At 62.8% G+C, this 12,520-nt stretch carries 13 protein-coding genes; 1 reads left to right on the top strand and 12 read right to left on the bottom strand.

Going from position 1 to position 12,520, the window contains the following annotated elements:
* Positions 1–2: 2 nt before the first annotated feature.
* The 4 genes from M8A51_RS16080 to ppsA all read right to left on the bottom strand — a co-directional run bounded on the left by M8A51_RS16080 (position 3) and on the right by ppsA (position 3,848).
* Positions 3–260 carry a DUF4212 domain-containing protein gene (locus M8A51_RS16080; RefSeq protein WP_251779498.1) on the bottom strand — a complete coding sequence of 86 codons (258 nt, stop codon included), beginning with the start codon at positions 258–260 and terminating at the stop codon, positions 3–5.
* A 140-nt stretch (positions 261–400) separates the two neighbouring features.
* A complete protein-coding gene (locus tag M8A51_RS16075; RefSeq protein ID WP_251779496.1) occupies positions 401–994 on the bottom strand; it encodes a tetratricopeptide repeat protein in 594 nt (197 codons plus the stop codon).
* Complete coding sequence (locus M8A51_RS16070; protein ID WP_251779494.1) at positions 985–1,281, bottom strand: hypothetical protein; 297 nt, start codon at positions 1,279–1,281, stop codon at positions 985–987. Before M8A51_RS16070 ends, M8A51_RS16075 begins: the two co-directional genes overlap by 10 nt.
* A 167-nt stretch (positions 1,282–1,448) precedes the next feature.
* On the bottom strand, positions 1,449–3,848 hold the full coding sequence (gene ppsA / locus M8A51_RS16065) for a phosphoenolpyruvate synthase (RefSeq protein ID WP_251779492.1): 2,400 nt from the start codon (positions 3,846–3,848) through the stop codon (positions 1,449–1,451).
* A gap of 206 nt (positions 3,849–4,054) precedes the next feature.
* Between ppsA and ppsR the strand changes: the two genes are divergently transcribed.
* Positions 4,055–4,876: a posphoenolpyruvate synthetase regulatory kinase/phosphorylase PpsR gene (gene ppsR, locus M8A51_RS16060; protein WP_251779491.1), complete on the top strand. Its 822-nt coding sequence runs from the start codon at positions 4,055–4,057 to the stop codon at positions 4,874–4,876.
* Here ppsR and M8A51_RS16055 read toward each other — a convergent pair.
* Genes M8A51_RS16055 through bamA form a run of 8 tightly spaced genes read right to left on the bottom strand, consistent with a single transcriptional unit; the run spans position 4,866 to position 12,516 of the window.
* Complete coding sequence (locus M8A51_RS16055; protein WP_251779489.1) at positions 4,866–5,642, bottom strand: TrmH family RNA methyltransferase; 777 nt, start codon at positions 5,640–5,642, stop codon at positions 4,866–4,868. The two genes, ppsR and M8A51_RS16055, sit on opposite strands and share 11 nt — an antisense overlap.
* The gene (gene rnhB, locus M8A51_RS16050; RefSeq protein WP_251779488.1) at positions 5,642–6,265 is read right to left on the bottom strand and encodes a ribonuclease HII; all 624 of its coding nucleotides are present in this window, start codon (positions 6,263–6,265) and stop codon (positions 5,642–5,644) included. Before rnhB ends, M8A51_RS16055 begins: the two co-directional genes overlap by 1 nt.
* A complete protein-coding gene (gene lpxB, locus M8A51_RS16045) occupies positions 6,237–7,379 on the bottom strand; it encodes a lipid-A-disaccharide synthase (protein ID WP_251779487.1) in 1,143 nt (380 codons plus the stop codon). The genes rnhB and lpxB overlap by 29 nt, the downstream gene beginning before the upstream one ends.
* Before the next feature lie 10 nt (positions 7,380–7,389).
* Positions 7,390–8,178, bottom strand: coding sequence for an acyl-ACP--UDP-N-acetylglucosamine O-acyltransferase (lpxA, locus tag M8A51_RS16040; RefSeq protein ID WP_251779486.1), 789 nt, complete (start codon positions 8,176–8,178; stop codon positions 7,390–7,392).
* Between the two features lie 13 nt (positions 8,179–8,191).
* Positions 8,192–8,635 (bottom strand): 3-hydroxyacyl-ACP dehydratase FabZ, encoded by a 444-nt coding sequence (fabZ, locus tag M8A51_RS16035; RefSeq protein WP_251779484.1) that lies wholly within the window; start codon positions 8,633–8,635, stop codon positions 8,192–8,194.
* Positions 8,635–9,663, bottom strand: coding sequence for a UDP-3-O-(3-hydroxymyristoyl)glucosamine N-acyltransferase (gene lpxD, locus M8A51_RS16030; protein WP_251779483.1), 1,029 nt, complete (start codon positions 9,661–9,663; stop codon positions 8,635–8,637). The genes fabZ and lpxD overlap by 1 nt, the downstream gene beginning before the upstream one ends.
* A gap of 10 nt (positions 9,664–9,673) precedes the next feature.
* A complete protein-coding gene (locus M8A51_RS16025) occupies positions 9,674–10,174 on the bottom strand; it encodes an OmpH family outer membrane protein (protein ID WP_251779482.1) in 501 nt (166 codons plus the stop codon).
* Between the two features lie 14 nt (positions 10,175–10,188).
* Positions 10,189–12,516, bottom strand: coding sequence for an outer membrane protein assembly factor BamA (gene bamA / locus M8A51_RS16020; protein WP_251779481.1), 2,328 nt, complete (start codon positions 12,514–12,516; stop codon positions 10,189–10,191).
* Positions 12,517–12,520: the final 4 nt, after the last annotated feature.

The following is a 12,520-nucleotide window of genomic DNA, read 5'->3' as shown; positions in this document are numbered from 1 at the left end:
GCTCATTCCTCCTCGGCAACGCCGTGTTCCTGATCCAGCCGGTTCATGTACCGTGCATAGAACCAGATGATCACGACATAGACGATCAGCGCACCTTGCGCGCCGACCCAAAAGCTGAATGGCCAGCCGAAGAAGCTGAAATTCAGATCCCGTGCGAAATAGCCGATCACGAAGGTGACGAAGAACCACAGGGCCAGCAAGATGCCGGTGATCCTCAAGTTCTTTCGCCAGTACTCCTCATGCTTGCTCGTCAACTGCATGGCAGTGGTCTCCTCTGATGCACACCCCGGGCGGTGAACCCGAAGCACGAAAACAGCCCGCTTGCGTCTCCTTTGCAAACCTGCAGCCGGGCTGTCGCTGGGCGGCCGCCGCACCGTCGCCGGTGCAGCCAGCCGCCACGTCACACGGCCAAGCCCGTTTCGCGCTCGAGCTGAGCTGCGACCTTGGGCTCGAAACCCTTGAGATGGCGAATGATCTTCGTCGCCTCTTCGGGCTCGTGACGATCCACATGGACCCGCGCCAGTTGGTACCAGGCGTACGGACTCATGGGCTGCAGTTCGGTGTTGCGTTTCAGGGCCGCAACGGCTTCGTCAAAGCGGTGCGCACGGATAAGCACCAGACCCAGGCCGTACCATGCACGATCAAGCTTCGGATCGAGTTCGACCGCCCGGCGGAAGCACTGCTCCGCCTCGTCATAGCGGCCGGCCTCATCGAGCAGGAAGGCTTGGTTGAACCAGGCTGCGGCGCTGTGCTGTGGATGCCGACTGGTCAGTTCTCGGTAATCGGCCAGGGCCGCGTCGCGCCTCCCGGAGCTTGCCAGCAGGTGGCCCCTGCTCGACAACCCATAGGCATCGCCCGGATATTCGTCGAGCATGCGATCGAACAGCGCCCGCGCCCGGGCATTGCGCCCGACCACGAGCCACAGGATCGCCCGCCACCTGAGAAGCCGGTATCGAAGGCTGCGACGCGAACTCGTCGCGGTGTTCATCGACATGCCTGCACTCCGATCTCGATACAGATGCTGATGACCGTCAGCGTCGCCGCCACCCACGCAATTGAAAGCAGGAGGAACGCCACCAACGGGACATGCGCGTCGATCACCACCTTGGGCGTGATGAATCGCGCCGCTTTCACGAAAGGACGGGTCAGGATGCTCAGCAGCTGATAAAACAGGTTGGTCTCACGATGACGACCGGCGATGAGACCGAGCACCCATTGCCCCAAGAACGCCAGCAAGGCGATCTCCGCGATCAATTTGACCGCCGAGGCCAGCAGCAGCATTAGAAACCTTTCTTTACGTGAACCTTGCAAGCCATTCTTGGCGGGGGCCTTACGCCTTTCTGACAGAACCGCTCCGCGGAAGGAAAGCCCGATCAGGACTTACCCTAGAGCCACAAATGCAAATGGCTCCCGTGGGAGCCATTTGCAGGAAGGAAGAAAAAGCGAAACTACTTGCGTTCGGCCAGCCGCTGCCAGGTGTCGACGACCGTATCCGGGTTCAGCGAGATCGAGACGATGCCTTCCTGGGCCAGCCAATCGGCGAAATCGGGGTGATCGCTGGGGCCCTGCCCGCAGATGCCGACATACTTGCCGACGGCACGACACGCGGCGATCGCACGCGAAATCATCGCCTTGACAGCGGGGTCGCGCTCGTCGAAATCCCGTGCGAGCAGTTCGAGGCCCGAATCTCGGTCGAGTCCCAACGTCAACTGGGTCAAGTCGTTCGAGCCGATGGACATGCCATCGAAGTACTCGAGGAACTGCTCGGCCAGGATCGCGTTGCTCGGCACCTCGCACATCATGATGACCCGCACGTTGTCCTTGCCTCGCTGCAAGCCATGGCCTGCCAGCATCTGCGTCACGCGCTCCGCCTGCTTCAGCGTGCGCACAAAAGGCACCATGATCTCGACGTTGTCGAGGCCCATGTCGTTGCGAACGCGTTTGATCGCCTCGCACTCCATCGCGAAGGCTTCGGCGAAGTCGCCGCTGATGTAGCGCGACGCCCCCCGGAAACCCAGCATCGGGTTCTCCTCCTCGGGCTCGTAGCGCGAGCCGCCGATCAGCTTGCGGTACTCGTTGGACTTGAAATCCGACAACCGCACGATCACCGGCTTGGGCCAGAAGGCTGCCGCGATGGTGGCCACGCCTTCCGCGAGCTTGTCAACATAGAAAGCACGCGGCGATGCATGGCCGCGAGCGACCGACTCGACCGCCTTCTTCAGTTCGCTGTCAACGTTCGGATAGTCGAGGATGGCCTTCGGGTGCACGCCAATGTTGTTGTTGATGATGAACTCGAGCCGCGCGAGGCCGACGCCTGAGTTGGGCATCTGTGCGAAGTCGAATGCGAGCTGCGGGTTGCCGACGTTCATCATGATTTTGACCGGGCAGTACGGCATCTCGCCGCGACGCACTTCGGTCACCTCGGTTTCCAGCAAACCGTCGTAGATGTAGCCGGTATCGCCTTCCGAGCAGGCAACGGTGACCAGAGCCCCGTCCTTCAGCACCTCGGTCGCGTCGCCGCAGCCGACCACCGCCGGGATACCGAGCTCGCGTGCAATGATGGCCGCATGGCAGGTGCGCCCGCCTCGGTTGGTGACGATCGCGCTGGCACGCTTCATCACCGGCTCCCAGTTCGGGTCGGTCATGTCGGTGACCAGCACGTCACCGGCCTGCACACGGTCCATATCGGAGATCGAGTGCACCAGGCGCACGGGGCCGGTGCCGATCTTCTGCCCGATCGCGCGACCTTCGGCCAGCACCGTGCCGTGCCCCTTGAGCTTGTAGCGCTGTTCGACGGCGCCGTCGGACTGGCTCTTGACTGTCTCCGGCCGCGCCTGGAGGATGTAGAGCTGGCCATCGCCACCGTCCTTGCCCCACTCGATGTCCATCGGGCGCCCGTAGTGCTGCTCGATGATCAGCGCATACTTCGCCAACTCGATCACGTCGGCATCGTTGAGCGAGTAGCGGTTGCGCAGCTCCGGCGGCGTGTTGACCGTCTTCACCAGCTTGCCGGCCGAAGCCCTCTCCTCCGCAGAGGCAAATTCCATCTTGATCAGCTTGGAGCCGAGGTTGCGGCGGATCACCGGGAATTTGCCGTTCTTCAGCGCCGGCTTGTGGACGTAGAACTCGTCGGGGTTCACCGCGCCCTGCACCACCGTCTCGCCCAAGCCGTAGCTGGACGTGATGAACACCACATCCTTGAAGCCTGATTCGGTGTCGATCGTGAACATCACGCCAGCGGCCCCGAGGTCGGAGCGCACCATGCGCTGGATGCCCGCCGACAAGGCCACGTCGCTGTGAGCGAAACCCTTGTGTACGCGATAGCTGATGGCACGGTCGTTGTAGAGCGACGCGAAGACTTCCTTGATCTTGTGCAACACATCGTCGATGCCGACGACATTGAGAAAGGTTTCCTGCTGGCCGGCGAAGGACGCATCCGGCAGATCCTCTGCCGTGGCGGACGACCGCACGGCGAACGACGCACCGGGGTTCCCGGCCGTCAGCTTCTCGAATTCACCGCGGATCGCCAGTTCCAGCGTGGCAGGAAGCGGCGTGTCGACCATCCATTGGCGGATCTGGGCACCGGCTTCCGCCAGAGCACGCACGTCTTCGGTATCGAGTTTCGCCAGTTTCGCGTTGATCCTGTCCGCCAACCCATCGTGGCGCAGGAACTCCCGGAAGGCGTGCGCCGTGGTGGCAAAGCCGCCAGGCACTCGCACGCCGGAAGCGGCCAGCTGGCTGATCATCTCGCCGAGGGAGGCGTTCTTGCCGCCCACCGACTCGACGTCGGTCATCCTCAGGTTTTCAAGCGGTACGACCAGGGTGGTCGCCAATGCGGTCGATGACATGGGAAAGCTCCGTGATGTTGAGAAACCGGTGCTCCCGAGTCCCCGCGCGGTGCCGTTTCCGGCCGCCGAGGCGCACGCTGGCCGACCCACTTTGTGGATTCTGGTTCGTGTGGTGTGGCGCGCATGCGTATGGACGAGAGGTAATCCAGAGAATTCTACGGGGCTTTTCCGGCCGGGCGCTGAACAAAGGCTAAACAATCCGCGACATGCCTACCCGCACCGTCTTTTTCGTTTCCGATGGCACCGGCATCACCGCCGAAACGTTTGGAAATTCGATTCTCAAACAATTTGCCATCCAGCCTCGGCACGTCCGAATGCCTTTCATCGACTCGGTGGAAAAGGCGAATCAGGCGGTCAACGAGATCAACCGAACCGCGGACGTCGAAGGGCGCAAGCCGATCGTCTTCACGACACTCGTCGACGAAGAAGTGCTGTCGGTCGTGAAGCTCGGGTGCAAGGGCCTGGTGCTCGACATGTTCATGACCTTCGTCGAACCGCTCGAGCTCGAGTTCGCGATGAAGTCCAACCACCGCGTGGGTCGATTTTCCGACATCGCCAAGAGCCAGGAGTATCACAACCGGATCGAGGCCATCAACTTCTCGTTGGCTCACGATGACGGTCAATCGGCAAAAAACCTGCAGGAAGCCGACGTGATTCTGGTCGGCGTAAGCCGCAGCGGCAAAACGCCGACGTCGCTGTATCTGGCAATGCAGCACGGCATCAAAGCCGCGAACTACCCGCTGATTCCCGAGGACTTCGAACGCAACTGCCTGCCGTCGTCGCTCGTGCCGCACAAGATGAAGTGCTTCGGGTTGACGATCGCGCCGGACCGGCTCGCCGAAATACGGCACGAGCGACGGCCTGGCAGCAAGTACGCCAGCCTTGAGAACTGTCGCTATGAAGTGGCCGCTGCCGAGGCGTTGATGCGACGCGAAGGCATCTCCTGGTTGTCGTCGACGCACAAGTCCATCGAAGAGATCGCAACCACCATCCTGCGCGACATACGCCCGGACAGGCTCATCTATTGAGTTGCTGCCGCAAGCCCTCGTAGAAGCAGATGGCGGCGGCGGCCGCGACGTTCAGCGATTCTTCTCCGCCAGGCTGTGGGATACGCACGGTCCATTGGCAGCGCTGCTGTACGGCCGGATCGACCCCCTGCCCTTCGTGGCCCAGCACCCAGGCACATGGTGACGGCAGCCGCGTCGCATGCAGTTCGGTTTCGGTGTGCGAACTGGTGCCGATGAGCGGGAGGCCAAGGCTATCCAGAGCATCGGCGCCTGCTGCCTCCACCAGCCGCAGGCCGAAATGCGCCCCCATGCCGGCGCGCAGTACCTTCTGCGACCACAGCGCAGCGGTTCCACGCAGAGCGATCACCTGACCGATGCCCAGGGCCGCGGCGCTACGCAAAATGGAGCCCACGTTGCCCGCGTCCTGCAAGCGGTCGAGCACCACCGTCGCGATGCCGGACTGCGGGGCCACGGGGCCGCTCCACGGGACGACAAAGCCCACACGCCCCGGCGACTCCAGGCCGCTGACCGACTTGAACAAGCTGTCCGGCAACAGCGTGACCTTGCCAACCGCGGCGCACAGCCCGCGGACGCTCGCGTCTTCCCAACTTGCCTGCGATGCCACCGCCAGCATCACCTGCCCTCCGCGCTGCCGGTAGGCAGAGCACAGGTGCTCGCCTTCCAGCCAGACTTCGCCGAGCTTGCGGTAGGCCGCTGCCTCCTGCACAAGCTTGCGCAGCCTGACAACCAGTGGGTTGTCTCGTGATGTGACTTGCTGCACCAACATCAGTCCACCCGGAGCACCGCACGCACCGGCGCGAAGCTGCGGCGGTGCACCGCACAAGCGCCGTGGGCCTGCAGTGCTGCAAGATGCTCAGGCGTCGGATAGCCCTTGTGCTCGGCAAAGCCATATTGAGGGTGAAGCTCGTGCAGCTGCAGGCACAGCCGGTCGCGGTGCACCTTGGCGAGGATGGACGCAGCCGAAATCGCCTGGACCTTTGCATCGCCCTGCACGATGGCCTCGGCTGCCACCTTCAATACCGGCAGGCGGTTGCCGTCGACCAGCACCTTCGCGGGTTTGAGACGCAACGACTCGACCGCACGCCTCATCGCGAGCATCGTCGCCTGCAGAATGTTGAGCCGATCGATCTCCTCGACGCTCGCCTCGGCGATCGCGCAGCACAAAGCCCTGGCACGGATCTCGTCGAACAGACGCTCACGCGTACGCTCGCTCAGTTGCTTGGAGTCGGCCAAGCCCTCGATGCGGTTCTCGTCATCGAGGATCACTGCGGCGGCCACGACCGGCCCCGCCAGAGGTCCGCGACCGGCCTCGTCGACCCCCGCCAGCAAGCCGGGAACGTCCCAGCTCAGCGGCAGTTGTTCAAGCTTGGAGGACTTTCGCGATCGCATGGGTGGCGGCTTGCGCAGTGTCGCAACGCAGGCGTTGGTGCAGTTCTGTAAAGCGCCCGACCAGCGCCTGGCAGCGAGCCGGGTCGTCGAGCCATGCAAGCGTAGCATCCGCGAGTGTCGTCGGCGTGGCTGCTTCCTGCAGCAATTCGGGCACGACGAAGTCCTTGCACAGGATGTTGGGCAGCCCGACCCATGGCAGGTATCCCATGCGCCGCATCATCATCGCGCTGAGCCAGTGCATGCTGTAAGTGATGACCATCGGCTTCTTGAACAGGGCGGCCTCCAGCGTCGCGGTTCCGCTGGCGATGACCACCACGTCGCTTGCGGCCATCACCTCGTGCGAGCGACCGTCCAGCAGCCTGATAGGTGACCCCGCACCATATTCGGCGAGCAGCGGTTCGAGCATGCTGCGCAAGCCGGGTACGACCGGCAGCAGGAAGTTCAGACCGGGCCGGCGACGGTGCAGTTCGGCCGCCGCAGCGATGATCTTGGGAGCGTTGTACTGGATCTCGCTACGCCGACTGCCAGGCAGCAGGGCCACCACCGCGGCTTCGAGATCGATGCCCAACACCTCGCGCGACGCAGCACGTGGTACGTCGAGTGCGATGCTGTCGGCCAGCGGATGCCCCACGTACGTCGCCTCGATGCCATGACCGGCGAGGAGTTCGGGCTCGAACGGAAACAGACACAGCACGTGATCGGCCGAGCGCCGGATCTTGTGCACGCGCTTGCCGCGCCAGGCCCAGATCGACGGGCAGACAAACTGTATCGTGCGGACGCCGGCGGCTCGCAGCCGTTCCTCAAGACCGAGGTTGAAGTCGGGTGCGTCCACGCCGATGAAGGCATCGGGCTTGTCACACAGCAACCGCTCGCACAGCTGGGAACGGATGCCCGCGATCTCCCGGTAGTGCCGCAGCACCTCCACATAGCCCCGGACCGCCAGCTTCTCGTGCGGCCACCAGGCGGCGAATCCATGCTCTGCCATGCGCGGCCCGCCGATGCCATAGGTCGACGCGTCGGGCCAACGCTGCTTGAGGCCGCCCATCAGCAAGCCAGCGAGCAAGTCGCCCGAGGCCTCACCGGCCACCATGGCCAGACGGGGAAAGGTCGGCATGGCGGGAGGTTCAGCGGACGATGCCGCGCGACGACTGGGCGAGGAAGGCAAGCATCGTCTCGACGTCGCCTCGCATCTCGGCATCGCCACCCGGCAAGCCTGCAATCTGCTGCTTGGCCTCTTCGAGCGTCAGCCCTTGTCGGTAGAGCAGCCGGTGGATCTGCTTCAGATGCGCAATCCGCTCGCGCGAGAAGCCGCGGCGGCGCAGGCCCTCGACATTCAGCCCATGCACCGACAGCGGGTTGCCTGCGACCGTCATGAACGGGGGGATGTCCTGCGACACATGGCTGCCGAAGCCGGCCATCGCATGAGCACCCACCTTCACGAACTGATGTATGCCGGTCAGTCCGCCGATGAACACCCAGTCGCCCAGATGAACGTGCCCGGCAAGCGTCGCGTTGTTCGCAAGGATGGTCCGGTTGCCGACAGCGCAGTCGTGCGCGATATGGACATAAGCCATGATCCAGTTGTCGTCGCCGATCGATGTCACGCCGGTGTCCTGCACGGTGCCGCGGCTGAAGGTGCAGAACTCGCGTATCGTGTTGCGATCGCCAATATGCAGTTCGGTCGGCTCGCCGCGGTACTTCATGTCCTGCGGCGCCGAACCGAGCGACGCGAACTGGAAGATGCGGTTGTCGCGACCGATGGTCGTCGGACCTTCAATCGTGCAATGTGCACCGACGCTCGTGCCTTCGCCGATGCGCACGCCGGCACCGATCACGGCATACGGGCCGACGGCAACGCCAGCGGCAAGCTCGGCTTTGGGATCGACGATTGCAGTAGGGTGAACCTCAGCCATCGACTGCCCCTGGTCAGTCCTCGACGATGCGCATCGTGCACATCAACTCGGCCTCGACCGCCAGCTCGCCATCGACGAGCGCCTGGCATTTGAACTTGTAGATGCCCGCACGCGCGCGTTCCAGCGAGACCTCGAGCACCAGTTGATCGCCTGGCTCGACCGGGCGCTTGAATCTTGCACCGTCGATGCCGACGAAGTAGTACACCGCGCGTGGATCGAGTTCGGCATCGCCGGCATCGAAGGCCAGCAGCGCAGAAGCCTGCGCGAGCGCCTCGAGCATCAGCACGCCCGGCATCACCGGCCGGTTCGGAAAGTGCCCCATGAAGAACGGTTCGTTGATCGTGACGTTCTTCAGCGCCCGGATGCGCTTGCCCTTCTCGAGTTCGAGCACACGGTCCACCAGCAGGATGGGATAGCGGTGCGGCAGCTTCTTCAGTATCTTGTGGATGTCCATCATCACTTGAGCTTCTTTTCCAGTGCGCGCACTCGTTCGCGCAGCGCATGGAGTTGCCGCAGTGTCGCGGCATTCTTCTCCCAGTCCTTATTGTCGTCGATGGGAAACGCGCCGCTGTAGACGCCGGCCTTGAGCAGCGAACGGCTCACGAGGCTCATGGCGGTCACATGCACGTTGTCGGCAATCGTCAGGTGCCCGGCGATACCGACCCCGCCGGCGATGGTGCAATGCGCACCAACCCGCGTGCTGCCCGAAACGCCGACGCAGCCCGCCATCGCGGTGTGCGCGCCAATGTGCACGTTGTGCGCGATCTGGATGAGGTTGTCGAGCTTGACGCCGTCCTCGATCACGGTATCGCCGAGTGCGCCACGGTCGACGCAGGTGTTCGCGCCGATCTCGACATCGTTGCCGATGCGCACGCCGCCCAGCTGCTCGATCTTGACCCAGCGGCCTTGCTCTTGAGCGAAGCCGAAGCCGTCCGCGCCGATCACGACGCCCGAGTGCACAATGCAACGCTCGCCGAGCGAGCAGCCGTCCAGCACCGACACATGGGGCGCCAGTCGTGTCCTCGCACCGATGCGGGTGCCCCGCCCGACCACGCTGTGCGCGCCGATGATGGCACCGTCACCGATTTCCGCTTCGTCATCGATCACCGCGAGCGCCTCGATGCGAACGTTCTGCCCGATCCTCGCCGTAGCAGCCACCACCGCCGACGGGTGGATGCCTGCCGGCACGGTGGGCAGCATCCGACGCGCCCACCACTGCGTCAGCTTGGCGAAATAGACGTACGGGTCGTCGGCCACGATGGCCGCACCACGCTGCACCGCCTGCTCGCGAAACGCCGGCGCAACGATGACGCAGCCGGCTTGGGAAGCCGCCAACTGTGAGGTGTATCGCGGGTTGGAAAGGAAACAGAGCGTGGAAGGCGTTGCGCCTTCCAGGGGGCCGATCCGGGTGATGCGCAATGCGGCGGAGCCGATCAGTTCTCCGCCAAGTGCTTGCGCGATTTCGCCGAGGGCAACATCGTTCACGGCCGAAGATTCACTTGCCACCGTTGGCGTTCAACGCCTTGATGACCTTGTCGGTGATATCGACGCGTGGGCTCCAGTGGACGGCCTCCTGGATGATCAGGTCGTACTTCTCTTGCTCGGCGATGCGCTTGATCACCCCGTTGGCGCGGTCGATGATCGCAGACAACTCCTCGTTGCGCCGCCGGCTGGCGTCTTCCTGGTACTCGCGGCGCTTGCGCTGGAATTCGCGGTCCATGTCGACCAGATCACGCTGGCGCCGTCCACGCTCCGATTCGGCCAGGGTCGGAGCTTCCTTGTCGAGCTTGTCGGAAGCGGTCTTGAGCTTCGCGGCCATGTCGGCAAGTTCCTTCTCCTGACGGGAGAACTCCTGGCGCAGACGTGCCTCGGCAGCCTTGGCAAGCTCCGAGTCGCGCATCACACGATCGCTGCTCACATAGCCGATCTTCAGTTCCTGGGCCTGCGCCCCTTGCATCGTCAGCGCGAGCAAGCCGGCACACAGCGCAGACTTCATGTAAATCTTCTTCATCAGAAGGCAGTCCCAATCTGAAATTGCAGACGTTCGATTCTATCTCCGGACTTTGCACGCACCGGAATGCCGTAGGCGAGCTTCAACGGGCCGACCGGTGAAACCCAGCTGAAGCCGATGCCTGTTGAGGCCCGAAGGTTGTCGACGCTCACCTTTTCGAACTTGTCGTCGAAGACGTTTCCTACGTCAAAGTATCCAAACAGGCGAAGCGTGCGGTCGGTTCCGGAGCCCGGAAACGGAACATACAGTTCGGTATTCAGATTCAGCCGCTTGTGTCCACCCACACGCCCACCGGTAGTGTTGTCAAGCGCCCCGAACGAATTCTGCTCGAATCCGCGGACTGATCCCAACCCTCCACCCGTGAAATTCTTGAACACGGGAAACGGTCTTCCTGACAACCCCTTCCCCCAACCCAGTTCAGCATTGAACGCCAAAGTGAATGACTGGCTCAGTGGAATATATTGTTGGAATTGATAGTTCGTCTTGATGTAGCGCGCGTCTCCGGCCAAGCTCATCTCGGCGTTCAACCGCTGATACCTGCCTCGCGTCGGCACCAAAGCGCTGTCGCGGCCGTCTCGGGTCCACCCCAGTGTCAATGGCAAAGCAACACTCTTCGCCCCGAACTTGTCACGATACTCGGAGTACGCGAACGGCATGCCACTTTCGTCACCTTTAATTTCGGTGCTTTCCACGCCGATACCAAAATACACCGTGTCGTATTCGGTGAAAGGCACTCCGAATCGAATGGCGACACCGGGGGTCACTAACTTGTAGTCCGAGCCTTGGCTCGACAAAGGCTGCGTCGTGCGGTAGTAAAGGTCGAACGAACGCGAAATTCCGTCAATCGTAAAGTAGGGATCGATCGTGCTGATGACGAAGTTCTGGTTGTACTTGCTTGTATTGAACTCGACGCCAAGATAGTTGCCCGAGCCGAAGATGTTGTCCTGCTTGATCGACGCCGTCAGCGTCAGCTTTTCAGCGCTCGAAAAGCCCGCGCCGAGCAGCAGGTTGCCGGTAGGCTTCTCGACGACGTTGAGCGTCAAGTCGACCTGGTCGTTGGTGCCGGGCACTTCATTGGTCTCGACGTTGACCTCATTGAAGTAGCCGAGCCGGTCGACCCGGTCGCGCGACAGGCGGATCCGCTCTCCGTCGTACCAGGACGACTCGAACTGCCGGAACTCGCGCCGGATGACCTCGTCACGCGTACGTGCGTTGCCGGAAAGGTTGATGCGACGCACATAGACCCGCCGCTGGGGTTCTGCCACCAAGGCCACCGAAACACGGCCCGTCTCACGATTGATGTCGGTGCGCGGCTCGATGCGCGCGAAGGCGTACCCGAAGGCGCCGAAACGCTCGGTAAAGGCACGAACGGTCTCGGCCACGTCCTCGGCCCGGTAGGGCTCGCCCGGCTTGATCGTCACCAGCGACTTGAAGTCCGCCTCCTTGTCGAGGTATTCGCCTTCGAGCTCGACGGCAGTGACCACATAGGGCTGCCCCTCACGGATGTTCACCGTGATGGAGATGTCCTGCTTGTCCGGCGAGATCGCCACCTGCGTCGATTCCACCGCAAATTCGAGGTAGCCGCGATTCAAGTAGAACGAACGCAGCTGTTCGAGGTCGGCGTTCAGCTTGGCGCGTGAGTAGCGGTCCGACTTGGTGTACCAGGTCAGCCAACCGCCGTCGGTCAGCGAGAACAGACTCCGGAGCCGGCTTTCAGAGAAGGCCTTGGCACCGGCAATGTGTATCTCCCGGATCTTGGCAACCCCGCCTTCTGTCACGGTGAACGTGACGTTGACGCGGTTGCGTTCCAGCGGGGTGATGGTGGTGATCACCTCGGCGCCGTAAAGGCTCTTGGCCAGGTACTGCCGTTTCAGTTCCTGCTCGGCGCGATCGACGAGCGCCTTGTCGAAAGGGCGTCCTTCGGCAATACCGACATCACGCAACGCCTTCGTGAGCACGTCCTTGTCGAACTCCTTGGTGCCGACGAACTCCACCATCGAGACAATCGGACGTTCCTCGACCAGTACCACAACGATATTGCCGTCGACTTCGATACGAACATCGGAGAACAGGCCCGTCGCGAACAATGCGCGCAACGCGGCCGCCCCCTTCTCGTCGTTGTAGGTATCGCCGATGCGAAAGGGCAGCGACCCGAAGACCGTTCCCGGCTCGGTGCGCTGCAGACCTTCGACGCGGATGTCGCTGAGGGTGAACGGCTCGACCGCCCAAGCCCATCCCGCATGAAGAGCGGCGACAACGGCAGCAGCGATGAGAGTAGGGGTGCGAAGCGAAGACGGACGCAGGCGCGAACGGGAGGAAGGCAGCATGGAA

Origin of the sequence: Caldimonas mangrovi (assembly GCF_023721835.1) — a bacterium.
In the GTDB taxonomy this organism is placed as follows: domain Bacteria; phylum Pseudomonadota; class Gammaproteobacteria; order Burkholderiales; family Burkholderiaceae_C; genus Caldimonas; species Caldimonas mangrovi.
Note: the sequence above shows the minus strand (reverse complement) of the source record. Positions and strands in the feature narration are given on the sequence as shown.

Bases quoted from the DNA above. Each gene is read 5' to 3' on its own strand.
- M8A51_RS16080 (WP_251779498.1), bottom strand. From the start codon at position 260: ATGCAGTTGACGAGCAAGCATGAGGAGTACTGGCGAAAGAACTTGAGG.
- M8A51_RS16075 (WP_251779496.1), bottom strand. From the start codon at position 994: ATGTCGATGAACACCGCGACGAGTTCGCGTCGCAGCCTTCGATACCGG.
- M8A51_RS16070 (WP_251779494.1), bottom strand. From the start codon at position 1,281: ATGCTGCTGCTGGCCTCGGCGGTCAAATTGATCGCGGAGATCGCCTTG.
- ppsA (WP_251779492.1), bottom strand. From the start codon at position 3,848: ATGTCATCGACCGCATTGGCGACCACCCTGGTCGTACCGCTTGAAAAC.
- ppsR (WP_251779491.1), top strand. From the start codon at position 4,055: ATGCCTACCCGCACCGTCTTTTTCGTTTCCGATGGCACCGGCATCACC.
- M8A51_RS16055 (WP_251779489.1), bottom strand. From the start codon at position 5,642: ATGTTGGTGCAGCAAGTCACATCACGAGACAACCCACTGGTTGTCAGG.
- rnhB (WP_251779488.1), bottom strand. From the start codon at position 6,265: ATGCGATCGCGAAAGTCCTCCAAGCTTGAACAACTGCCGCTGAGCTGG.
- lpxB (WP_251779487.1), bottom strand. From the start codon at position 7,379: ATGCCGACCTTTCCCCGTCTGGCCATGGTGGCCGGTGAGGCCTCGGGC.
- lpxA (WP_251779486.1), bottom strand. From the start codon at position 8,178: ATGGCTGAGGTTCACCCTACTGCAATCGTCGATCCCAAAGCCGAGCTT.
- fabZ (WP_251779484.1), bottom strand. From the start codon at position 8,635: ATGATGGACATCCACAAGATACTGAAGAAGCTGCCGCACCGCTATCCC.
- M8A51_RS16025 (WP_251779482.1), bottom strand. From the start codon at position 10,174: ATGAAGTCTGCGCTGTGTGCCGGCTTGCTCGCGCTGACGATGCAAGGG.
- bamA (WP_251779481.1), bottom strand. From the start codon at position 12,516: ATGCTGCCTTCCTCCCGTTCGCGCCTGCGTCCGTCTTCGCTTCGCACC.